The sequence below is a fragment of the uncultured Roseibium sp. genome (assembly GCF_963675095.2).
Taxonomy (GTDB): Bacteria; Pseudomonadota; Alphaproteobacteria; order Rhizobiales; family Stappiaceae; genus Roseibium.
Genome location: NZ_CAXXSJ010000069.1, coordinates 172,783 through 194,785, shown reverse-complemented (window position 1 = coordinate 194,785; position 22,003 = coordinate 172,783). Strand labels below are relative to the sequence as shown.

General features: G+C 59.2%; 20 protein-coding genes. 17 read left to right on the top strand and 3 right to left on the bottom strand.

Going from position 1 to position 22,003, the window contains the following annotated elements:
• The first annotated feature begins 46 nt into the window (after window positions 1-46).
• From uraH to ABIN98_RS27400, 11 genes are all read left to right on the top strand, one after another.
• Window positions 47-397 (top strand): hydroxyisourate hydrolase, encoded by a 351-nt coding sequence (gene uraH / locus ABIN98_RS27450; RefSeq protein WP_346915186.1) that lies wholly within the window; start codon window positions 47-49, stop codon window positions 395-397.
• Between the two features lie 5 nt (window positions 398-402).
• On the top strand, window positions 403-1,872 hold the full coding sequence (gene xdhA / locus ABIN98_RS27445; protein WP_346915184.1) for a xanthine dehydrogenase small subunit: 1,470 nt from the start codon (window positions 403-405) through the stop codon (window positions 1,870-1,872).
• Entirely contained in the window at window positions 1,869-4,208 is a 2,340-nt protein-coding gene (gene xdhB, locus ABIN98_RS27440) for a xanthine dehydrogenase molybdopterin binding subunit (RefSeq protein WP_346915182.1), read from the top strand. Before xdhA ends, xdhB begins: the two co-directional genes overlap by 4 nt.
• A complete protein-coding gene (gene xdhC, locus ABIN98_RS27435) occupies window positions 4,205-5,212 on the top strand; it encodes a xanthine dehydrogenase accessory protein XdhC (RefSeq protein ID WP_346915180.1) in 1,008 nt (335 codons plus the stop codon). Before xdhB ends, xdhC begins: the two co-directional genes overlap by 4 nt.
• 37 nt (window positions 5,213-5,249) lie before the next feature.
• Window positions 5,250-6,821: an ABC transporter ATP-binding protein gene (locus tag ABIN98_RS27430; protein WP_346915394.1), complete on the top strand. Its 1,572-nt coding sequence runs from the start codon at window positions 5,250-5,252 to the stop codon at window positions 6,819-6,821.
• Window positions 6,821-7,912 (top strand): ABC transporter permease, encoded by a 1,092-nt coding sequence (locus ABIN98_RS27425; RefSeq protein ID WP_346915178.1) that lies wholly within the window; start codon window positions 6,821-6,823, stop codon window positions 7,910-7,912. The genes ABIN98_RS27430 and ABIN98_RS27425 overlap by 1 nt, the downstream gene beginning before the upstream one ends.
• Complete coding sequence (locus ABIN98_RS27420) at window positions 7,905-8,828, top strand: ABC transporter permease (protein ID WP_394701637.1); 924 nt, start codon at window positions 7,905-7,907, stop codon at window positions 8,826-8,828. The genes ABIN98_RS27425 and ABIN98_RS27420 overlap by 8 nt, the downstream gene beginning before the upstream one ends.
• Window positions 8,829-8,931: 103 nt before the next feature.
• On the top strand, window positions 8,932-9,996 hold the full coding sequence (locus ABIN98_RS27415) for a BMP family ABC transporter substrate-binding protein (protein WP_346915176.1): 1,065 nt from the start codon (window positions 8,932-8,934) through the stop codon (window positions 9,994-9,996).
• A 95-nt stretch (window positions 9,997-10,091) separates the two neighbouring features.
• Window positions 10,092-11,273, top strand: coding sequence for a urate hydroxylase PuuD (locus ABIN98_RS27410; protein WP_346915174.1), 1,182 nt, complete (start codon window positions 10,092-10,094; stop codon window positions 11,271-11,273).
• A 6-nt stretch (window positions 11,274-11,279) separates the two neighbouring features.
• A complete protein-coding gene (gene uraD / locus ABIN98_RS27405; protein ID WP_346915172.1) occupies window positions 11,280-11,789 on the top strand; it encodes a 2-oxo-4-hydroxy-4-carboxy-5-ureidoimidazoline decarboxylase in 510 nt (169 codons plus the stop codon).
• 338 nt (window positions 11,790-12,127) lie between these two features.
• Window positions 12,128-13,546 carry a globin-coupled sensor protein gene (locus ABIN98_RS27400; protein WP_346915170.1) on the top strand — a complete coding sequence of 473 codons (1,419 nt, stop codon included), beginning with the start codon at window positions 12,128-12,130 and terminating at the stop codon, window positions 13,544-13,546.
• Between the two features lie 169 nt (window positions 13,547-13,715).
• Here ABIN98_RS27400 and ABIN98_RS27395 read toward each other — a convergent pair whose 3' ends face one another.
• Window positions 13,716-14,198 (bottom strand): protoglobin domain-containing protein, encoded by a 483-nt coding sequence (locus ABIN98_RS27395; RefSeq protein ID WP_346915168.1) that lies wholly within the window; start codon window positions 14,196-14,198, stop codon window positions 13,716-13,718.
• A gap of 241 nt (window positions 14,199-14,439) precedes the next feature.
• Between ABIN98_RS27395 and ABIN98_RS27390 the strand changes: the two genes are divergently transcribed.
• Window positions 14,440-14,877 carry an Rrf2 family transcriptional regulator gene (locus ABIN98_RS27390; protein ID WP_346915166.1) on the top strand — a complete coding sequence of 146 codons (438 nt, stop codon included), beginning with the start codon at window positions 14,440-14,442 and terminating at the stop codon, window positions 14,875-14,877.
• A gap of 74 nt (window positions 14,878-14,951) precedes the next feature.
• On the opposite strand, the gene ABIN98_RS27385 is transcribed toward ABIN98_RS27390, so the two are convergent.
• Window positions 14,952-15,986, bottom strand: a complete 1,035-nt coding sequence (locus ABIN98_RS27385; RefSeq protein ID WP_346915164.1) for a YeiH family protein — start codon at window positions 15,984-15,986, stop codon at window positions 14,952-14,954.
• A 113-nt stretch (window positions 15,987-16,099) separates the two neighbouring features.
• Here ABIN98_RS27385 and ABIN98_RS27380 point away from each other — a divergent pair, with 113 nt between their 5' ends.
• The gene (locus tag ABIN98_RS27380; RefSeq protein WP_346915162.1) at window positions 16,100-16,987 is read left to right on the top strand and encodes a LysR family transcriptional regulator; all 888 of its coding nucleotides are present in this window, start codon (window positions 16,100-16,102) and stop codon (window positions 16,985-16,987) included.
• Here the strand turns inward: ABIN98_RS27380 and ABIN98_RS27375 are convergent.
• Window positions 16,984-17,655: a TetR/AcrR family transcriptional regulator gene (locus ABIN98_RS27375; RefSeq protein ID WP_346915160.1), complete on the bottom strand. Its 672-nt coding sequence runs from the start codon at window positions 17,653-17,655 to the stop codon at window positions 16,984-16,986. The genes ABIN98_RS27380 and ABIN98_RS27375 overlap by 4 nt on opposite strands.
• Before the next feature lie 254 nt (window positions 17,656-17,909).
• On the opposite strand from ABIN98_RS27375, the gene ABIN98_RS27370 reads away from it, so the two are divergent.
• From ABIN98_RS27370 to ABIN98_RS27355, 4 genes are read left to right on the top strand one after another with little or no spacing between them, the layout of a single operon-like run.
• Complete coding sequence (locus tag ABIN98_RS27370) at window positions 17,910-18,857, top strand: NAD-dependent epimerase/dehydratase family protein (RefSeq protein WP_346915158.1); 948 nt, start codon at window positions 17,910-17,912, stop codon at window positions 18,855-18,857.
• A 1-nt stretch (window position 18,858) separates the two neighbouring features.
• Window positions 18,859-20,181, top strand: a complete 1,323-nt coding sequence (locus tag ABIN98_RS27365) for an NAD(P)-binding domain-containing protein (protein WP_346915156.1) — start codon at window positions 18,859-18,861, stop codon at window positions 20,179-20,181.
• A gap of 24 nt (window positions 20,182-20,205) precedes the next feature.
• Complete coding sequence (locus ABIN98_RS27360) at window positions 20,206-21,258, top strand: cyclase family protein (protein ID WP_346915154.1); 1,053 nt, start codon at window positions 20,206-20,208, stop codon at window positions 21,256-21,258.
• Entirely contained in the window at window positions 21,255-21,953 is a 699-nt protein-coding gene (locus ABIN98_RS27355) for an SDR family oxidoreductase (RefSeq protein ID WP_346915152.1), read from the top strand. The genes ABIN98_RS27360 and ABIN98_RS27355 overlap by 4 nt, the downstream gene beginning before the upstream one ends.
• Window positions 21,954-22,003 lie beyond the last annotated feature (50 nt).

Genomic DNA, 22,003 nt, shown 5'->3' with positions numbered 1-22,003 from the left:
TGATGGCGAAGTTTTCGAAGCCATCGTCCTGGGCATGAGGGGAACTATGGGGCGTCTGACGACACATGTGCTGGACACGGCTCTTGGCAAACCGGCGCAAGGCCTGACGATCGAACTGTGGTCGATCGGGACGGAGACGGTCCATGTCTCCACGCACGTCACCAATTCCGACGGTCGCGTGGATGGTCCGATCCTGCAAGGCGAAGCCTTCAAGCGCGGAACCTATGAACTGAGGTTTCATGCCGGCGACTACCTGAAAGCCATCGGCCAAGCGCTTCCCGATCCGTTGTTCCTTGATATCATTCCGATCCGGTTCGGAATTGCGGAAGAAGGCGGACACTATCATGTGCCGCTCCTCCTTTCGCCCTTTGGATATTCCACCTACCGGGGGAGCTGAGGCCCATGCGCGACACCATCCGGTTCCTGAAGGGCGGCGAAATCGTCGAGCTCAGCGATGTAAAGCCGACGGAGACGTTGCTCGACTACCTCCGGCTTCGCGCCGGCGAGAAGGGCACGAAGGAGGGCTGCGGCGAGGGCGATTGCGGTGCCTGCACCGTTGCCATAGGCCGGCTCGTCGAAGGCAAGCTCGTGTATCAGCCGGTCAACAGCTGCATTCAGCTGCTAGGTATGATCGACGGTGCGGAACTGGTCACGGTCGAGGATCTCGCCGAGGACGGCCGTCTCCACCCGGTACAAAGGGCCATGGCCGATCTGCATGGATCCCAGTGCGGCTTCTGCACGCCGGGTTTCATCATGAGCCTGTTTACGCTCTATCATGCCGAAGGTGAAACCAGGAGCCGCAAGGCGGTGACCGACTGGCTCGCCGGAAACCTCTGTCGCTGCACCGGGTACCGGCCGATCATCGATGCTGCTCTGGAGAGCTGCTTCGACAGCGCCGATGACGCCTTTGCCTGGCGAGGAAACGAAACCCGCGAAAAACTGCGTCTGATCACCGATTCCAGTGATATCTTCATCGGCGACAGCGAAAGCTTCTTTGCCTCTCCGACGAGCATCGACGGGCTTGCCGCTCTTTATCGGCAGCATCCGGATGCAACGATAGTGTCCGGTGCGACCGATGTCGGTCTCTGGATTACCAAACAGCTGCGTGCGTTGCCGAAGGTGATCTGGCTCGGCCGGATCTACGGATTGGATCGGATTGAGGAAACACCTTCCGGACTGCTGATCGGGGCGACGGCAAGTTACGTCACCTGCGAAACCGCCATCGCTGCTCTGTCGCCGGATCTCGGCGAATTGTGGCGCCGCATCGGTTCCAAACAGGTTCGGGTTTCGGGAACCGTCGGTGGCAACATCGCCAACGGGTCTCCGATCGGAGATACGCCCCCGGCGCTGATCGCGCTCGGTGCCACGCTGGAACTACAGAATGCGGACGGATCCAGAACGCTGCCGCTGGAAGACTTCTTCATCGACTACGGCCGGCAGGACCGGAAAGAGGATGAATTTGTCACCGGTGTCTTCGTGCCCAGGCCAGATCCGAACCAGATCTTCCGTTGCTACAAGATCTCAAAGCGGTTCGACCAGGATATCTCCGCCGTCATGGGAGCGTTCCGCTTCACTGTGATGGACAGCAAGATCACCGAGGCCCGGATCGCCTACGGCGGCATGGCCGGAACGCCGAAGCGGGCGAAGGGAGCCGAAACGGCCCTTATCGGCGCTTCGCTGGAGGATCCCTCGACCTGGGGTGCCGGGATGAAGGCGCTGCTCTCCGATTACACGCCGATGACCGATATGCGCGCGAGCGCTGAGTATCGCATGGAAACCGCAAGAGCCTTGCTGGCGAAGGCCCTGATGGAGGCAAGCGGCACAGAGGCGGCGCAGGTGCGCGTTCTGGCTGCACGGGAGGCTGCCGAATGACCGCGCCGCTTGATCCGAATATGGCCGAATCCGGCCTGCGCCATGTGCGCAAGGCGCTGCCTCACGACAGCGCGGAAAAGCATGTCTCCGGCAAGGCCATCTATATCGACGATATCGTAGAGCCGGTTGGAACCCTGCATGTGGTACCAGGTTGGGCCCGCAAGGCCGTTCGCGGTAAATTGGTCAAGCTGGATCTGGACAAGGTCCGCCAGGCGCCCGGTGTGGTTGCCGTGCTGACAGCGGAAGATATTCCAGGCACGAACGATTGTTCTTCCGCCTTTGGAGACGATCCCGTTCTGGCGCAAAAGGAGATCCTGTTCTACGGACAGGTTGCCTTTGCGGTTGTCGCCGAAACCCGCGATGCGGCGCGCCGCGCGGCCTTGCTGGCGGATATCGAAGTCGAGCCGATCACGCCTATCATTACACCGGAAGACGCGGTCGCAGCCGACATCACGGTTTTGCCTGATTATCAGTTCCGCCGCGGTTCGCCGGAAACCGGTATGACCGCGGCCGAAAAGACCCTGTCCGGGGTGATGCACATCGGTGGCCAGGAGCATTTTTACCTGGAAGGTCAGGTCGCAATGGCGATCCCCCAGGAAGATGGCGGCATGTTCGTCCATTCCTCCACCCAACACCCGACGGAAATCCAGCATACCGTTGCCAAGGTCCTCGGCGTGCCGGATGCGGCGGTGACTGCGGAAGTGCGGCGCATGGGCGGCGGATTCGGCGGCAAGGAATCCCAGGCAAACCAATGGGCCGCTCTGGCGGCGCTTGCGGCTGCCAAGACGGGGCGGGCCTGCAAGATGCGGCTCGACCGGGACGACGACATGATCATGACCGGCAAGCGTCATGATTTTCGCGTCGAATGGCAGATCGGACATGACAGCGTGGGGAAGATCCGCGCCGTTGATCTGAACTTCCTGGCCCGTTGCGGCTATTCTGCGGACCTGTCGCTCGGCGTAAACGACCGCACCATGTTCCACGCCGACTCCAGCTATTTCTATCCCGATGCGGTAATTAGAAGCCGGCGGCTTCGCACCGACACCTGTTCCAATACCGCCTTTCGGGGCTTCGGCGGCCCTCAAGGCATGTTGGCCGCGGAACGCATGGTCGATGCCATCGCGATCACGCTCGGCAAGGATCCCCTGGAAGTCCGCAAGATCAATTTCTATGACGGCGAGCGCAATCTGACGCCCTATGGCATGCCGGTGGAGGAATATCAGGTCATGCATGACCTGATCGCCGAACTTGAGGAAAGCTCCGATTACTGGGCTCGGCGGGAGAAGGTCAAAGCCTTCAACGCCGAAAATGCGATCCTGAAAAAGGGATTGGCGCTGACACCGGTGAAGTTCGGTATCTCCTTCACGCTGAAACACCTGAACCAGGCCGGGGCGCTGGTTCATCTCTACACCGATGGTTCCGTGCATCTCAATCACGGCGGCACGGAGATGGGGCAGGGCCTCTATCAGAAGGTCGCCCAAGTGGTGGCGGAGGAATTCGGCGTCACCATGAACAAGGTTGTGATTACCGCGACCAATACGTCCAAGGTGCCGAACACCGCGCCGACGGCTGCCTCATCCGGCACGGACCTGAATGCCATGGCGGCAAAGAAGGCGGCGGGCGAAATAAAGCAGCGGCTGATCGACTTCTTGACCGAACAGCATCGGTGTTCCGTCGACGCCATTTATTTCGGCGACAACAAGGTTCTGGTCGGTGACAAGTCCTTCTCCCTTGCCGAAGTCGCCAAACAGGCTCATGTCGCGCGGATCCAACTGTCCCATGCCGGGTTCTACGCAACACCGATGATTACCTGGGAACGGGAAAGCGCTTCGGGCCGGCCGTTCTTCTATTTCGCTTATGGCGGTGCTTGCGCCGAAGTGACCATCGACACCATGACCGGCGAGATGACGGTCGACCGGGTGGATCTGTTGCATGACGTTGGGCACTCGCTCAATCCTGCCATCGACATCGGTCAGATCGAGGGCGGGTTCGTTCAGGGCATGGGCTGGCTCACCACCGAGGAACTGGTGTGGGACGAATCTGGTCGGCTGCGCACCCATGCGCCGTCCACCTACAAGATCCCGACGGCTTCCGACGTGCCTGAGGATTTCCGGGTGAAGCTCTACGAATCCAAGGGCAATCCGCAGGACAGCATCTACCGCTCCAAGGCCGTCGGCGAGCCTCCGGTCATGCTGGCGAATTCGGTGTTCTGTGCCATCAATGACGCGGTCGCGAGCCTGAATCCGGGCGTCATCCCGGATCTGGATGCACCGGCGACGCCTGAAGCCATCATGAAGGCGGTCCGCGGCATGCGGACAAGGCAGTCCGCGGAATGACTGTCTGGGGCCACATCGTCCGGTCGCTTGAAGGAGGGGAGCCTTGCGCGCTCGTCACCGTCGCGACCGCAGGTGGCTCCACGCCGCGCGAAACCGGCGCGCGCATGGTCGTTTGGGCCGATGGCCGGTTTTCCGGCACCATTGGCGGCGGCACGCTCGAATTCGAAGCACTTCGCTGGGCAAGAAGGGCGCTTGGGGACGAAAACAAAGGCCTGGAGCTGCGTACCGTGTCCTTGGGGCCGGACCTGGGCCAATGCTGTGGTGGCCGCGTCGATGTGGCCATTGAAACCCTCGAACCCGCTCAATTGCCGATGGCACTCATGCTGGCCGAGCGTGAGGCCGAAAGAGTGCCTTTCGCTACCCAGGCTCGGGTTCAATCCGGCATTGCGGTTGACCGGCAGATCGTCAAACTGTCGGAGGAGTTCGGTTTTCGCCTTGAGGACGACGGAACGCTCCTCGAAACCTTCGGCGACTATCGGCGGCCGCTTTATCTCTTTGGTGCCGGCCATGTGGGCAGGGCACTGATCCTGGCTCTCGCGCCGCTGCCCTTCGACATCACGTGGCTCGACAGTCGGGAAGATGCCTTCCCGAAGGCGGTACCCGGCAATGTCCGAAAGCTGCTCTTGAACCGGGACGACCGGTCTGTTGCGGAATGCCTGGCCCAGGCGCCGGACAACGCCTTCGTTTTAGCCATGACCCATTCGCATGCGCTGGACGAGGACATCATGGCGGCCGGCCTTGCCCAGCAGCGCTTCACCTATTGTGGCGTCATCGGCAGTGCCACGAAGCGAGCCCGCTTCGAAAAGCGGTTGAAGACACGGGGACTTGCGCCTGCCGTGGTGTCAACGATGGTCTGCCCGGTCGGTTTGCCGGCGATCCGGTCGAAACATCCGGCAGCAATTGCGGCGGGAATTGCCGCTGACCTTCTGGAGCGGGACGAGGCTGCGGTAAAAGAGACAGCCAACCCCGACCGGTTTGCGTGGCCTCAGGCGCACGCTAATTAAGACGGCAGAGCGGGGGAAACGTGTCGTGAGTGATGTTTTGACAAGAAGCCGCAAGGCGGGAGGGGGCAGGGCCGAGCGTCCCGCCACGGGTAATCTGCTTCATGCCCAAGGCCTGACCAAGCGCTTTGGCGACATTCTTGCCAATGATCACGTCGACCTTGGCCTCAACAAGGGTGAAATCCACGCGCTTCTGGGCGAAAACGGCGCCGGAAAGTCGACGCTGGTCAAGATGTTCTACGGAGCGCTGGAACCGGATGGCGGCGAAATCATCTGGCAGGGCAAGCCGGTGGTCATCGACAACCCGGCAAGCGCCCGCGCGCTTGGCATCGGCATGGTGTTTCAGCATTTCTCCCTGTTCGAGGCGCTGACTGTCGTAGAGAACATCGCACTGGCGCTACCCAATCCGGGCAACATGAAAGCCCTTGCCGCAAGAATTACAGCAGTCTCCGAAGATTACGGCCTGCCGCTTAATCCGCAGGACGTGGTCGCGGACCTGCCCGTCGGTATCCGCCAACGCATCGAAATCGTCCGCTGCCTTCTCCAGGAGCCTCAGCTCATCATCATGGATGAGCCGACGTCGGTCCTCACGCCCCAAGAGGCCGACCGCCTGTTCCTGACACTGCAGCGTCTGGCAGGCGAAGGCTGCGCCGTTCTCTATATTTCCCACCGCCTGGAGGAAGTGCAGCGGATCTGCCATCACGCGACCATCCTGCGCCATGGCAAGGTGGTGAGCGAATGCGACCCGTCGCGGGAAACGGCCGCGAGCCTGGCAAGTATGATGGTCGGCTCCGAAGTGGTCGCGGTCAACCATGGAGCGATGGCGCCTGAACCCGGTCCCGTCCGGCTGAAACTTTCGAGCCTGAGCGCACCTGCGGCGACACCCTTTGCCACCCGCCTCAACAACATCGACCTGGATGTGCATACTGGCGAAATCATCGCGATCGCAGGCGTTGCCGGTAACGGGCAGGGCGAACTGTTCGATGCGATTTCCGGAGAGATGCGGGTGGATCCGGGCATGGTCGTTCTCGATGGCCAGCCCTGCGGCAATCGCGACGTCACCTGGCGTCGAAAGCAGAATGCGGCCTTCGTCCCGGAAGAACGTCTGGGACATGGCGCGGTTCCCGGAATGAAACTCTCCGGCAATGTCGTCTTGACCCGCCATAGCACCGGTGATGGCGTGGTCGGCTCCGGTTTAGTGTCCAAGGCACGTGCCGCGGAACTGGAGCAGAAGATCAAGAAGACCTTTGACGTGCGCATGTCCCGCGACGATCCGGAAGCCCGTTCGCTTTCCGGCGGGAATCTTCAGAAATTCGTCGTCGGACGCGAACTCGACCGCAATCCCGGCGTTCTGGTTGTCAATCAGCCGACCTGGGGTGTCGACGCCGGGGCGGCGGCCTTGATCCGGCAGGCCTTGATCGATCTGGCCCGGTCAGGCTCGGCCGTGCTGGTGATCAGTCAGGATCTCGACGAGATCTTTGAAATCGCCGATCGGATCGCGGTGATTTCCCGCGGCCATCTGTCGGTTCCGGAGGACGCCCGGTCCATGACGCGCGAGAGGGTCGGTATTCTCATGGCCGGCGGGGCGGAAAAGAAGGCGGGGAGGGCGTAATGCGGATCGAACTGGTCAAGCGCAAGGAACAGAGCCGGAAAATGGCCCTGCTGTCGCCACTGATCGCTGTTGGGTTGACCCTCGTGGCAGCCGCGATCCTATTCGCAGTCTCCGGCACGGACCCGATTCTTGGTCTCTACAAGTTCTTCATCGAGCCTCTGACGGACAGCTGGTCGGTCCAGGAAATCATCGTCAAGGCGACACCGCTGGTGCTGATCGCCTGTGGACTGTCCGTTTGCTATCTCTCCAACAACTGGAACATCGGTGCCGAGGGACAGTTTGTTTTCGGCGCCCTGTGCGGCAGCTTTCTGCCGATTGTCTTCCCGGACTTCGAAACGTCGCTGACCCTGCCGCTGATGCTCGTCCTCGGCGCACTCGGCGGGGCGGTCTGGGGTCTTGTCCCGGCCGTCCTGAAAACCCGGTTCAATGCCAACGAGATCCTGACCAGCCTGATGCTGGTCTATGTGGCGAGCCTCCTGCTCGACTACCTGGTGCGCGGACCGTGGCGTGACCCCGGCGGCTACAATTTTCCGGAATCCCGCCTGTTTTCCGAAGCGGCCACGCTGCCGCTGCTCGGCGACGGCCGGATGAGCATTGCCGCGCCCATTGCGGTGATCGTGGTCATTGTCCTTGCAATAGTCCTTGCCCGGACGCTGAAAGGCTTTGAAATCCGGGTCATGGGCGAAAGCCCCAGGGCGGGTGCGTTTGCTGGGTTTTCCGCAAAGCGGCTCACCCTTTTCTCATTTGCGCTTGCCGGCGCCCTGGCGGGGCTTGCAGGCACGATGGAAGTTTCCGGCTCGCTCAATCAGCTCCTGCCGACGATTTCGCCGGGCTACGGTTTTACCGCGATTATCGTGGCTTTTCTTGGCCGGCTCAATCCGGTCGGTATTCTGATCGCCGGCTTCGTGCTGGCCCTGTCTTACATCGGCGGGGAGGCCGTGCAGGCGTCCATGGGCGTATCCGACAAGATCGCGAGCGTCATACAGGGGCTGCTGCTGTTCTTCGTCCTAGCCTGCGATACGCTGATCCTGTATCGCATCCGCCTTCATTCCCGCCGCACTTTGGCAACCGGGGAGGTGTCCCGTGCTTGATATCGTCCAGGCCGTCCTTCTGACCGTCATAACGGCCGCAACGCCCTTGCTGATCGCGGCCATCGGTGAACTTGTCGTGGAGCGTTCAGGTGTTTTGAACCTGGGTGTGGAAGGCATGATGATCATGGGCGCCGTGGTCGGCTTCGCGGTTGCCAACCAGAGCGGTTCCGGAGCGCTCGGCGTTCTGGCGGCGATCGTCGCGGGTATGGCGATGTCCGCCCTGTTCGGCTTTCTCGTGCTCGGGCTCGTGACCAACCAGGTGGCGACCGGCCTGGCCCTGACCATTCTAGGGCTCGGCGTTTCGGGCATGATCGGCGAAGCCTACATCGGCGTTCCGGGCCTGCGTCTGCCGGAGCTGGATATTCCCGGTCTGTCGGAAATTCCGTTCATCGGGCCGGTGTTCTTTCAGCAGGACGCGATCGTCTACCTGAGCTTTGCCCTGGTGGGGATCGTCGCCTATTGCCTGTTCCGCACGCGTATCGGGTTGATCCTGCGCGCGGTCGGAGACAATCACACGTCGGCGCACGCGCTTGGCTATTCCGTGCTCAAGGTCCGCTTCCTGGCGGTTCTTTTCGGGGGCGGTTGTGCAGGGCTTGCCGGCAGCTACATGTCGCTTGCCTATACGCCTCAATGGGTGGAGAACATGACCGCCGGCCGCGGCTGGATCGCGCTGGCTTTGGTGGTGTTCTCCTCCTGGCTGCCCATGCGTGTGATCGCCGGCGCCTATCTTTTCGGTGCTGTCACGGTGCTCACCTTCCATGCGCAGGCACTTGGAGCGGGCATACCATCGCAATTTCTGTCGAGCCTGCCGTATCTGGCGACCATTGTGGTGCTGGTGCTGATATCGGCCAACCGCAGGCTGACGCTCGTAAATACCCCGGCTTGCCTCGGCAAGCCGTTCGTTCCGGACAGGTGAAGGGAGAAAAGCGCCTGTCCGAATGCGGCATCCGATGCGATCCGGATGCGGCATTTCCTGAAGAAGATCGCATGTCGAACACCATCCTGAGGGGATAGTCAAAATGAAGAACCTTCTGAAAGCGACAGTCGCGGCAATTGCGTTTGCTGCCGCTTCCTCCGCAGCCTCTGCGGCCGATCTCAAGGCCTGTTTCGTCTATGTCGGCCCGGTCGGCGATTTCGGCTGGAGCTACCAGCACGACCAGGGGCGCAAGGACGTGGAAAAGCACTTCGGTGACAAGGTCGAAACCGCTTATCTGGAAAGCGTCCCGGAAGGCCCGGACGCGGAACGCGCCATCGAGCGTTTTGCCCGTGATGGCTGCGGCATCATCTTCACCACGTCCTTCGGCTACATGAACCCGACCATCAAGGTGGCGAAGAAATATCCGAAGGTGAAGTTCGAACACGCCACCGGTTACAAGACCGCGGCCAATGTCGCGACCTATAACTCCAAGTTCCACGAAGGCCGCTACATCATCGGCCAGATCGCGGCCAAGACGTCCAAGACCGGCACGGCCGGCTACATTGCGTCCTTCCCGATTCCGGAAGTGGTCGCGGGCATCAATGCCTTCATGCTGGGTGCCCAGTCCGTCAACCCGGATTTCAAGCTGAAGGTCGTCTGGGTCAACAGCTGGTTCGACCCGGGCAAGGAAGCGGATGCGGCCAAGGCCCTGATCGACCAGGGCGCCGATGTGATCACCCAGCACACCGATTCCACCGCGCCGCTGCAGGTGGCTGAAGAGCGCGGCGTACACGGCTTCGGTCAGGCTTCCGACCAGATCTCCTTCGCTCCGAAGGCCCAGTACACGGCAATCGTCGACGACTGGGGCCCTTACTACATCGAGCGGATCCAGGAAGCGCTGGACGGTAAGTGGGAATCCAAGTCGACCTGGGCCGGCCTTGCCGAAGGCCATGTCGTCATGGCGCCTTACACGAACCTGCCGGAAGACGTTGTTGCCATGGCCAAGGAAACCCAAGCCAAGATCACCGCCGGTTGGGAGCCGTTCACAGGACCGATTACCAAGCAGGACGGGTCTGTTGCTGCCGAAGACGGCGTGACGCTTGAGGACGGCGCGATCCTCGGCATGAACTGGTACGTCAAGGGCATCGACGACAAGCTGCCGCAATAAGACGACCCCGGTCGTCATGACGACCGAATGAAAAAGACATCCGGAGCCTTCTGCTCCGGATGTCACGAAATTTCTGAAAACATGGACATGCCGATATGACCTTTGCCTTTGCAATGGACTGGTTAAACCTGCTTTTTCGATGGGCTCATCTGATCGTCGGTATCGGCTGGATCGGCACGTCCTTCTATTTCATCGCGCTCGACCTTTCCCTGCGCAAGCGGGCTGAGATGAAGGAAGGCGTTGCCGGAACCGCATGGGAAGTGCACGGAGGTGGCTTCTATCACGTCGAGAAGTTCCTCGTGGCCCCCAAGGAATTGCCGGACGATCTGATCTGGTACAAATGGGAGGCCTATCTCACCTGGGTCACCGGTTTTGCTCTTCTGGTCGTCCAGTATTACGTCAACGCGTCCTCCTATCTGATCGACCCGTCGGTGCTGGACATGACGCCCGGCGAGGCGGTGCTTATTTCCGTTGCCTCGCTCGGCGCCGGCTGGCTGATCTATGACCGCCTGTGCAAGTCGCCCATCGGGCGGAACACGCCGCTCCTCGCGGTATGCGTTTTCGCCCTGATCATGGGCGCGTCCTATCTCTTTACCCACGTCTATTCCGGACGGGGCGCCTTTATCCATGTCGGTGCCTTCGTCGGTACGATCATGGCGGTGAATGTCTTTGGCATCATCATCCCGAACCAGAAGAAGATTGCCGCAAGCCTCCTGGCCGGCGAGGCGCCGGATGCAGCGCTCGGTGCGATGGGCAAGCAAAGGTCGGTTCACAACAACTACCTGACCCTGCCGGTGCTGGTGATGATGGTCTCGAACCATTATCCGATGCTGACGAGCCATCCGCATTCCTGGCTTCTGGTGGCGCTCATTTTGGTCATGGGCGGCATGGTCCGTCACTTCTTCAACCGGCATGAAGCCGGTGACGAGTTCGCGAAATTCTGGTGGTCGCTTCCGGTTGCGGCCGTCGGACTCCTGATCGCGGTGATCATGACCGCACCCAGGGATTTCAGCAGCAGCGAAATGGTATCGGATGCAACTGTTGTGGCGATGGCCAGACAACACTGCGCCATGTGTCACGCGGCCGTCCCGACGCACGAGAGTTTCGAAGAAGCCCCGAAGGGAATTCAACTGGAAACAATCGAGGAACTCCACCGCTACGCCGACCTGATCATGCAACAGGCCGTTCAGGCGGATACCATGCCGCTTGGAAACGAAACCGGCATGACCGTAGAAGAGCGCGCCACGTTCGGTGCGTGGATTACCCAGCAGAGGTGAGGCGCCATGTGGTCTTTGGCCGAAATCAACCGGATGCCGAAGCCGGAATTCGTAGCCGCATTTGGCGATGTGGCCGAACACAGCGCCTGGGTGGCGGAAGAAGCGCATGCGCTCGGTCCGTTCGCTGCTCGGGATGATCTGATAACCGCGTTTGAGACGGCCATGCGCGATGCTTCGCACGGGATGCAACTTGACCTGATCCGCGCGCATCCGGATCTGGCAGGCAAGGCCGCCATGGCCGGCAAAATGGCTGAGGATTCAAAAAAGGAACAGGCCGGTGCCGGCCTGGACCAGCTGACGGCTGAGGAATTCGCCCGCTTCACCGACCTGAACGGTCGTTATCTGGCGAAGTTCGGCTTTCCTTTCATCTTTGCCGTGAAAGGCGCGACAAAGGATATGATCCTGGCTGCCTTCGAAACCCGGATCGACAATGAAACGGATCAGGAGTTCGAAACGGCACTCCAGCAGATCGCCCGGATCTTTCGGTTCCGTCTCGAAGACAGGGTTGAGGCTTGAGGAAAGGGGCGCATCTGGTGCCTTGATTATCAGGGTATGGCCTTGCGTCCGCACGGTATCGGCAACAAAACATCCAGGCAGGTGCCGCTTTGAGGGGGCGCTGGAGCGTTTGGATAAAAGAAAATTCGAAAATAAAAATTGCGCCCGTATCGGCCCGATTCTGAACATCGAGCTCGCTTGCACAGGGAGAAGATTGAAATTCAACTATAGATTTCAATGACTATGTAAAAATCCGGATTCTTTTTCAGCTGTTTTGAAGGTCTGCCTAAAGCACGAAATAGTTGCATATGTAAGTATTGTTATTGTTATAAATAACATGGATAAATATCTTTTTAAGTATGAGAACTCAGTTTTTCTCCCGTATCGAGCATTCTTTGTGGGGCGGAAAAATGTTGAAGCCTGGAAAACGGAATACAACCGACGATAAGCGGCTTAAATTCATTGGTTTGAGCGAAGACCTTCTTGAGGCTCTTGCCGATAACCGCGAGCGGGTACTCGCTGTCATTCCGGGCATTCTTGATCGTTTCTATGAGCACGTCGGCCAATTCCCGGAGACGAAGAACTTCTTTCGGGACGCGGGGCATATTGAGCATGCGAAGGCTGCGCAGACCCGGCATTGGGGCATAATTCTCAAAGGCCGGTTCGATGAGGACTATGTGCGCTCCGTCACCGCAATCGGCGAAGTCCACAACAAGCTGGGTCTGGAGCCGCGCTGGTACATTGGCGCCTACAGCTTCCTGATTTGCGGTTTGTGCGACACCATTGCGCGCAGCAAGGCCTGGCAAGGCTTCAACAAGAAGGCCGGAGAAGAAAACAAGCGTCTTCGGTCTGCCATCGTCAAGGCGGCCATGCTCGATATGGATCTGGCGCTTTCCGTCTATATCGAAGCTGGAAAACGTGACCGCCGCGAGACGATAGAGCGCCTCAGTTCGGATTTTGAACGCTCCATTGTGTCATCCACCGACGAACTGACGGCGGCGACCGACAGGTTGTCGGATGCCTCGGTGCAGCTCACAGGGGCCACTGAGCGGACACGGGCGGAAGCCGATACGGTAAGTCTCAGTTCACAGGACGCCGCCGGCAATGTGCAAACGGTTGCCGCTGCGACAGAGGAACTGGCTGCTTCCGTCACCGAAATCGGGCGCCAGGTGACCGAATCCTACGAAATTTCCGATACGGCTGTTGCTCAGAGTTCAGTTGCGATCGACACCGTGACGTCCCTGACCCAGGCGGTCAATCGGGTTGGCGAGATCGTCGGACTGATCAATGATATCGCCGAGAAAACCAACCTGCTCGCGCTGAATGCCACAATAGAGGCAGCCCGAGCGGGTGAGGCCGGACGGGGGTTTGCCGTCGTCGCGGCCGAGGTAAAGGATCTAGCCGGTCAGACTGCTAAGGCAACGTCGGAGATCGGCGATCAGATCCAGGACATTCAGGGGGCAACCGATCAGTCGGCAACCGCGATCGAAAGTGTGAACCAGACAATCGCACGGATGAACGAGATCTCCGCTTCTATTGCTGCGGCCGTCGAGCAGCAGAAAGAGGCGACGAGCGAAATCAGCAAGAGCGTTCAGGCTGCCTCAAACGGGACCCGGTCGGTTACCGGATCTATTGCGGGTATCACCGACGCTTCAAAGCAAGTTTCGAGCATGACCGATATTGTTCGGACTTCCGCTGAGGATCTGGGACGGCATACGAAATCGTTGCGAGCCGATGCGCGGCAGTTCATGAAAATTCTCGCGCAGGCTGCGAATTAGGACGACCTGTATGCATCGGGTTCTAGGCGCTCTTCCATCGATTCACTGCATGAACGCTCTTACCCGGTGTTCAGGGCTCCGAAAACCAAGCGAGAATTGGCTAATTTCGATGAAATTCGAAATATCCACAGGAATCGTAGATAACTAAAATATATTAGCCAGCTTAAATTTATTCGGTCGTGGATATGGGCCTCTCCGCTGAGCAGGCGAGTGCCAGATCGAGTAGGATGAATTTCCTCAACCCGGACATAAGATTTACAATATCGCTCTGATTCTTATGGTGAAATCTGAGAATTCGCTCAAACTCATTCAGGAATACTCCATAAGAAATTACATAATAAGGCAGTGAGACATTAATGCGGCGATGAGCGGAACCTATTCTCTTGATGCTATTTACATAATCTTCGTCAAGGCCGCCTGAAAACAGCGTATCCCAATGAGTAATCTGCTTGCTGATCAAGGTGGGAATATCGAACTTCGGAAATTGTCTTTCAGTTTGTTTCATTATTTGCGAACTATAAAAGTAGGTAAGTACGTCATTTATATTGGGGCGGATGATATCCCAGGCTTTCCTCGCTGCAATGACATCTTGGCGGTTCAAGTCAATAAAATCGATATATTCGCGAAGTTCATGCTGATCAGGGGAAAGCATGGGTAAATCCTGCGTCAAGTAGATAATAAAATTTAGTATACATCGTGTGCGTGTAGTAAAAAAATATATCAATTATATCTCAATTAGCTAAATAAGACTCACGCTTGTTAACCATACAAGGGAAATATATGGTTTTACTGATTATATCGATAAGATATTTTATGTACTCGGTAGTTATATGTATAAATTTAAAATTGAGTGGTGGGCTCTGTGGCGACTTTAACGAGCTGGGATAATAACAATGCGTTTTACTGAACGCACCGATATAGCTGTCAAAATCCTGATCCACCTGTCCCTTCTGAAAGGGGAAAAGATCTCTATTGATGATTTGGTAGAGCGCTATATCGGTCACCGATCACAAGTAGTTGCAGCCGTCCAGGAACTCAGAAAAGCTGGGATGATCGCATCGATACCCGGACGGCGCGGCGGGATCTGGATTAACAAGCCACCGGAAACGATTTTTCTGGCGGAAGTGGTCCGTATGTTCGAAACGGATTTCTGTCTGGTGAAATGTTTCAGCGACCCGAGTTCCTGCAGCATCTTCCATTGCTGCAAGTTCAAGGAAGTGCTTGAAGTCGCACTGGATCAGTTCTTCGGGCCGCTTGAGACGACATCGATCGCCGATCTGGTCAAGGACCTGGATGATAATGTGCTGCAGCAAACGGCCCAGGCCTGCTGAAACGCCTCTGTTCAGGCGCTGAGGCAATGTTTCCTCCGCGCTTCATTTGGCACTATCGGACCTTCATCTAGGCATCATGCAATATGAAGCATGGCGATCAGGCCAAGGCTTGTGGCGATGAGCAGGATGATCGAAAGGCTTGCGGTGAGGATGACGCGGCCTCCCGCGCGCAAGACTGACCGAATGTCGACCGTGAGGCCAAGGGCCGCCATGGCGATGACCGTCAAGGCATTGGACATGTGCCCCAACGGCGCGGCCAGTTGTTCCGGGATCAGTCCGGCGGAGCGCAGACCCATCATCGCCGCAAAGCCGACGATGAACCACGGCAATACCTGCCTCAGCCGGACGGTTGTTTCTCCATCACGCCCCCGGCTGGCCGCAAGCGTCAGCAGCACCGGTCCGAGCATCAGGACACGGATCAGTTTGACCAGGGTTCCGGTCTGCATGGCGATGAGACCGCCGGGTTGGGCTGCCGCCAGAACCTGGGGAACAGCGTAAACGGTCAGTCCCGAAAGGACGCCATATTGGGATGCTGTCATCGAAAAGGCGTTCAGGGCCAGAGGAAGCGCGAGAACGACAGCCACTCCAAGGACCGCGGTAAAGGCAATGGCGGTGGCAACCTCATCGCTTTCTGCCTTGATAACGGGCGCAACCGCGGCCACGGCGGAATTGCCGCAAATGGAATTGCCGCAGGCAACAAGCATGGCGAGGTTTCGATTGAGGCCGAAGACGCGCCCGACGGCATAACTCGTCAGGATCGCAACGGCGACCAGCCCCATTATTCCGGCGATAAGAGATCCACCGGCTGCTTCAAGGGCCTGCAGACTGATCGAGGCGCCGAGAAGGACGATCGCCGCCTCCATGACCCGTTTTGCCGAAAAGGCTATTCCTTGTTCTAGGCCTCCCCAGAGGGGGATGAACGTTCGGACGGCAGTCCCGATCACAATAGCCAGGACCAGATTCTCGACATATCGCTCACCGGTGAGCCAGAGTTCCAACCCTTCCGCAGCAAACGCGGCGGCCGAAACCAGGATCGCCAGGGAAAAACCGGGCAGGATCTTGATGGCGGCGGTATCCCGGAGGCTGTGCATTCTGGGAATTGTGAGCATCGTTGTGCATCCATGGCATTTGACAGGGGGCAGCCTGCTCCTTTTAAACGTAAGAAAAAATCAGATAATATCATATGGTATGTTCGATTATTTCGAACGGAATGCGGATCTCTATGACTTTCGAGCAACTGACAATTTTCGTGGCCGTCGCCGAGCGGGAACATCTGACCCGCGCGGCTGAGACGCTTCATTTGACGCCATCCGCTGTCAGTTCGGCAATTCGCAAGCTTGAGGATTTTTACGGCGTTCAGCTTTTTGACCGGGTCGGGCGCGGTCTTGCAATCACCGCCGAGGGGCGGCTCTTTCTGGACGAGGCACGGGCGACCTTGACGCGGATGCAGTCCGCCGAACGCTTCCTGGGCGAACTCGGAGGGCTCCAGCGCGGGGTGCTGGCCATTGCCGCTAGCCAGACTATCGCCAGCTATTGGCTGCCGGGTGTTCTGATGGGGTTCCATACGCGCTACCCCGGCATCGAGCTTTCGCTCGCCATCGGCAATACCGAGACGGTCTCGAAGGCGGTTGAAACCGGTGCCGCTGACATCGGTTATGTAGAAGGAGAACTTGAAAATCCGCTACTGCGCAAACGCCATATTGCCAATGATGCGCTGATGATCGTCACAAGCCCCGGGCATCCGCTCTCGGATAGCCGATTGGTCACCCCTCAGGACCTCATCGATAAGACGGCCTGGGTCCTGCGCGAACCCGGTTCCGGCACCCGTTCGGCCTTTGAAGCCGCGATGGAAGGGTTGGGCGTTGCTCCATCCGCATTCGATGTGGTGATGGAACTGCCCTCAAACGAAGCCGTGCTGTCAGCGGTCCGGTCAAGCCGGGTGGCGAGCGCTGTTTCGTCAGTCGTAGCCGCGCCCTGGATTGCGGCGGGTGGGCTCGCCCGCGTCAATTTCGAACTGCCGGCTCGGTCGTTCACGCTTCTGAGCCACAAGGAACGTCATTTGAGCCGAGCGGCGGAACAACTGTTGGCCGACAGCCTGTCCGTCCGTTAGGCACGAGTCGCAACCACACCTTCCATCAGTGGATCGACCATTTTGCCGGCGAGACGCTTGCGGGTTGCTGCGGTATCGTTATCGCGCGGACGATACCAGAAGATCGACCATTGCAGGCCTCCCAACAGAACCTTGGCAGTCACCGAGACGTCGACTTTGCGCAAAGTACCGTCTTTGATGCCTGCGGCGATCGCCTCTTTGAAATGCTTCTCGAAGGTATCGCGACTGGAAATGAGCTCGCGTAGTGTCTCACGCTGATCGGGCGTAGTCGCCTCGAACCGGTGGAGCTGGACGCCCTGGGCAACCACGTTTTCGAATGTGTGGTATTCGAGCATGGCCTGCGCATGGGCCATCAACATGACCCGTAACACCGTCGCTCCATCCCCCTTTGTGGAAAGGGCAGGGCGAAGGGCGTCGAACAGGTACGTCATCCCGACCCGGTGGACGTCAAAGAACAGGTCGGTCTTCGACGCGTAGTAGTGATAGATCCGGCCTTTGGTGCTGCCGAGCCGCCGGGCCACGTCGTCAATGCTTGTGGCGTGGTAGCCGCGCTCCATGAAGCAACTGGCCGCGCTGGAGATGATTTCCTCCTTCTTCAGCTCACGCTTGCGCACCTTCTTGATCGGCTCGGGCGCCAGTGCGTCCGCATTCTGCGCTTTGTCTGTCACGGTCTTCTCCACATCGCACATTCGTTTTCATAGGCGATCGATCGCTTCGCGTTAAGGGCCTTGTCCGGCAATTAGCCCGATTGACAGTCATGACAAGTGTATACTAAAAAACCTACTAAGTAGTATGTTTTTTTGGGTGTGAAGTCCAGCCCGTTACGGGAAGGGCGCGCGGTTCGCGCATGCGCCAACAGGGGTAAACCTGACGGCGTGGCTGAAACATGCGTGCAGGAGGGAAGAGGGAGGACGGAATAAAGATGAGCAGCGTTCTTATCACCGGAGCTGCTGGGTTTCTCGGGCGCCGGCTGTTGAAAGAGCTGATCGCGGAGGGGCATATCGGCGGCAAACCGATCCGCAGGATCGTCCTGGCGGATGTTCATCCCGCAGCCTGTTCAGTCTCCACGGAGATCGATGTCTCAGTTCGGCAGGGAGATCTGTCTGATCGCGGTTTCGTCAAAAGCCTGTCGGCCGAAGGCTTCGATACCCTGTTCCATATGGCCTCATTACTCACCCTGCAGGCGGAAACGGACCCGTCCTTCGCCTACAAGGTCAATGTCGAGGCGCTCCGCACGCTCATGGAATTGGCGCAGAACAGGCCGACGGTCATCTTCACGTCTTCCATCGCCATTCACGGCGGAGTGTTGCCCGAGGAGGTCGATGACGACTGCAATCCGGTCCCGGCCACGACCTATGGAACCCATAAGGCGATCAATGAATTGCTGATCGCCGATTATTCCCGGCTCGGGAGGATCGATGGACGGAGCCTCCGCTTGCCGATCGTGCTGACAAGACCCGGCGCGCCTGCGCCGGCGGTCTCCGATCAGGTGGCCGCGATTGTTCGCGAGCCGTTGAAAGGGATGGATGTGGACGTCCTGCTGTCGCCTGAGACCTTGGTCCCAATTGTGTCCGCCGGCGCGGTGGTACGTGCTCTGCTACGTCTTCATGATGTGTCGTCTGACCGGTTGCCGCCCAAGCGCGCGCTCAATCTGCCCGCCTTGTCTGTCACTGTGGCCGAGTTGACCGAGGCTGCCGCGCGGCACGGCGGCCTGGGCCGTGTCACCTACAAGCCGGACCCGGGCGTTCAGGCCATCGTCGATGGTTGGCCGCGCCGTTTCGTGTCCCGCCGTGCAGCCGGTCTCGGTCTGGGCCCCGACGCTGACCTGGACGCGCTGATCCTCGATTATCTTCACAACAAGGATGACTGATTTGGCTGAGACAGAACAGACGGTTTCCAAGGCGGATATCTGCATCATCGGCGCCGGGTCTTCCGGAATGACCGTCGCTAAGGCACTGAAGGAGGTCGGGCTTGCTGTCGAGGTGTTCGAGAAGGGCTCCGATATCGGTGGCATATGGCGCTATGAAAACGACAACGGCCAAAGCTCCTGCTATGCCTCGCTCCACATCGATACGTCACGCCCCAATCTTGGGTATTCCGATTTCCCGCTGGATCCGGATCTTCCGGATTTTCCTAGCCACGAACAGTTCCTGGAGCATCTGGAGAAATATGCCGATCGTTTCGGCCTCCGGGATCTGGTGACGTTCAAGACGGAGATTATGTCCGTCGAGCCGATCGGCGAGCGCTTCCGCGTTAGTTTTGCCTCTGGTGAGGAGCGGGAATACGGTACAGTGATTGTTGCCAACGGACACTTGTCGGATCCGAAACTGCCGGGTTTTCCGGGAAAGTTCGATGGCCCGGAAAGCCATGCGCACCACTACCGCACAGCCGATCCCTTCGCGGACAAGCGCGTGATGGTGGTCGGGATCGGCAATTCCGCAGTTGATATCGCGGTCGATATCGCGCGACGGGCAAAGCACGTCTACGTCTCGACGCGGCGCAGCGCCTGGGTCATGCCGAAATACCTGATGGGCAAACCGATCGATCAGGTGTCCGGCGCCATCGCCCGGCGTTTCCGGCTGTCCACCAAGACGACCCGGCGGATCATGTCGTGGCTGATCCCGCTCGGTGTCGGCGATCAGCGCAGGTTCGGCCTGCCGCGCCCGAAACATCCCATGTGGCGGGAACACGCAACCCTCAGCCAGGAACTGCTCCCCTATATCGGCCACGGTTACATCAGCGTGAAGCCGAATGTTCGGGAATTGCGGGGCAAGACTGTTGCGTTCGTTGACGGCTCGGAAGAGGCCCTTGATGCCATCATCTACGCCACCGGTTACAACATCACCTTTCCCTTTCTGCCGACCGATGTGTTCGATCCGAAGCAGGAGGCTGGGTGCCTCTATCGGCGCATGCTGTCCCTGCGCTATCCGGGCTTGATCTTCGCAGGCTTGGTTCAGCCGGTGGGCCCGACCATTCCTCTGGTGGAACTCCAGGGAAAGTGGATCGCCAGCCTGCTTTCCGGGCAAATGTCCTTGCCCGGACCGGCGGACCGGAAACGGGAAGTCGATGTCCATCGCGCGAACCAGAAGAAGACCTATCTCGACAGCGATCGCTACGTTCTGGAAGTCGATTACCGAACCTATTCGGGGCAGATGAAACGGGACTTGCAGACCGGCGGTGCGGGCATAAACTGATAGGAAAATGGGGAGGAACAGACGATGACCGCTCGGCGCTGGAAACACCGGCCGAAAGGGTCCAATTGGGGGGATTTCGGCCCGGACGACCAATTGGGGCGCCTGAACCTGGTGACACGCGAAAAACTGCGTCAGGGACTGGCCGAAGCCGTGGAGGGCATCGCCTTCTGCCTGTCGCTTCCGCTCGATTATCCAGGCGGCAGCGATCTGAACCCGCGCCGGAAACCACCGATCCTGCGGCCGACCCTGCGAGATGGTCAGGTGAATTTCAACGCGACCCTGGGCCCGGACAGCGGCTCGAGCGATGTCCTGTGCGATGACCTTGCAATCCTGCATCTGCAGTATTCCACCCAGTGGGATGCGCTTGCCCATGTCGGCGGCCAGTTCGATGTGGACGGCGACGGCGAACTGGAGCACGTTTTCTACAACGGCTTTCGCGCCGGAACGGAGATCGTCGGTCCGAGCTCGGTCGATGACGCCGGCATCGGCCCGGCCATGAGGCCGGAAAGCACGTCCCATGCCGGCGCCCTCGGGATCGAGAACATGGCCGCGCATGGCATCCAGGGCAGGGCAGTGATGATCGACCTCCACGCCCATCTTGGCGATGCACATACCCATGTCGGCTACGATATCCTGATGCTGATCCTCGAGCAGGACAAAGTCGTCGTCGAGGAGGGCGACATGGTCTGCCTGCATACAGGTTTCGCCCAGGTGGTGCTGGATATGGGTAGGACGCCGGATCCGGAACGGCTGCACAATTCCTGCGCCGTCCTCGATGGCCGGGACGGAAGGCTTCTCAACTGGATCACCGATAGCGGATTGGCTGCTCTAATTGCCGACAATTACGCGGTCGAGGCCCATCCGGCGCGCCCATGCGAACGGGACTGCTGTTCGACTTTACCCTTGCACGAACATTGCCTGTTCAAGAACGGCATTCCGCTCGGCGAACTCTGGCACCTGACACCGTTGGCGGCCTGGCTTGGAGAAAACGGGCGCAACCGCTTTCTGCTGACGGCACCGCCGCTCCGGCTTCCCGGTGCGGTCGGGTCGCCGGTAACGCCGGTGGCAACAGTATGACGGCGCGTGTTCTCATCACCGGCGGTGTGGCCGGGATCGGGGCTGCCTGCGCCGAACGCTGCCGGAGCGACGGCTATGAGCCTGTCGTCATCGATCGCATCGGCGACGGCATTCGGGCCGATCTTTCCGATCCGGCCGAGACGGCGGATGCACTCGAACGTGCGCTGGAAGGCGGACCGATCACCCGTCTGGTCAACAACGTCGGCTTGGTCGCGCCCGCGTCCGTCGGCGAACAGACGCTGGAGGAGTTCGACAAGGTCGTGGCGCTGAACCTGCGTTGTGCCATGCAATGCACCCAGGCGCTGCTCCCGGGCATGCGCGCGGCCGGCTTCGGCCGGATCGTCAACATGGCCTCAAGGGCGGCCCTTGGGAAGGAACTGCGCACCGCCTATTCCGCCACCAAGGCCGGGTTGATCGGCATGGCCAAGACCTGGGCGCTGGAACTGGGCGAATACGGGATCACGGCAAATGTCGTCGGGCCGGGCCCGATCCGCACAGAACTGTTCGACAAGGCCAATCCGCCCGGTGCGCCAAGAACCCGGGCCATCATCAATTCGGTCCCGGTTCGTCGGGTCGGCGAACCAGAAGATGTTGCCCACGCGGTCAGCTATCTGCTCGATGTGCGCTCGGGTTTTGTCACCGGACAGGTGCTCTACGTCTGCGGCGGCATGACCGTCGGCTCCGCAGGAGCCTGAAAGTCCACGTTCCAGATCCTGTCTTTCTCAAATATACCGTGACGATGAAA

Excerpts from the sequence above, each read along its gene's own strand:
- ABIN98_RS27370 (WP_346915158.1), top strand. The coding sequence starts at position 17,910 with ATGAGCAGCGTTCTTATCACCGGAGCTGCTGGGTTTCTCGGGCGCCGG.
- ABIN98_RS27415 (WP_346915176.1), top strand. The coding sequence starts at position 8,932 with ATGAAGAACCTTCTGAAAGCGACAGTCGCGGCAATTGCGTTTGCTGCC.
- uraD (WP_346915172.1), top strand. The coding sequence starts at position 11,280 with ATGTGGTCTTTGGCCGAAATCAACCGGATGCCGAAGCCGGAATTCGTA.
- ABIN98_RS27425 (WP_346915178.1), top strand. The coding sequence starts at position 6,821 with ATGCGGATCGAACTGGTCAAGCGCAAGGAACAGAGCCGGAAAATGGCC.
- xdhC (WP_346915180.1), top strand. The coding sequence starts at position 4,205 with ATGACTGTCTGGGGCCACATCGTCCGGTCGCTTGAAGGAGGGGAGCCT.
- ABIN98_RS27355 (WP_346915152.1), top strand. The coding sequence starts at position 21,255 with ATGACGGCGCGTGTTCTCATCACCGGCGGTGTGGCCGGGATCGGGGCT.
- xdhA (WP_346915184.1), top strand. The coding sequence starts at position 403 with ATGCGCGACACCATCCGGTTCCTGAAGGGCGGCGAAATCGTCGAGCTC.
- ABIN98_RS27380 (WP_346915162.1), top strand. The coding sequence starts at position 16,100 with ATGACTTTCGAGCAACTGACAATTTTCGTGGCCGTCGCCGAGCGGGAA.
- ABIN98_RS27360 (WP_346915154.1), top strand. The coding sequence starts at position 20,206 with ATGACCGCTCGGCGCTGGAAACACCGGCCGAAAGGGTCCAATTGGGGG.
- ABIN98_RS27390 (WP_346915166.1), top strand. The coding sequence starts at position 14,440 with ATGCGTTTTACTGAACGCACCGATATAGCTGTCAAAATCCTGATCCAC.
- ABIN98_RS27410 (WP_346915174.1), top strand. The coding sequence starts at position 10,092 with ATGACCTTTGCCTTTGCAATGGACTGGTTAAACCTGCTTTTTCGATGG.
- xdhB (WP_346915182.1), top strand. The coding sequence starts at position 1,869 with ATGACCGCGCCGCTTGATCCGAATATGGCCGAATCCGGCCTGCGCCAT.
- ABIN98_RS27395 (WP_346915168.1), bottom strand. The coding sequence starts at position 14,198 with ATGCTTTCCCCTGATCAGCATGAACTTCGCGAATATATCGATTTTATT.
- uraH (WP_346915186.1), top strand. The coding sequence starts at position 47 with ATGGGGCGTCTGACGACACATGTGCTGGACACGGCTCTTGGCAAACCG.
- ABIN98_RS27400 (WP_346915170.1), top strand. The coding sequence starts at position 12,128 with ATGAGAACTCAGTTTTTCTCCCGTATCGAGCATTCTTTGTGGGGCGGA.
- ABIN98_RS27385 (WP_346915164.1), bottom strand. The coding sequence starts at position 15,986 with ATGCTCACAATTCCCAGAATGCACAGCCTCCGGGATACCGCCGCCATC.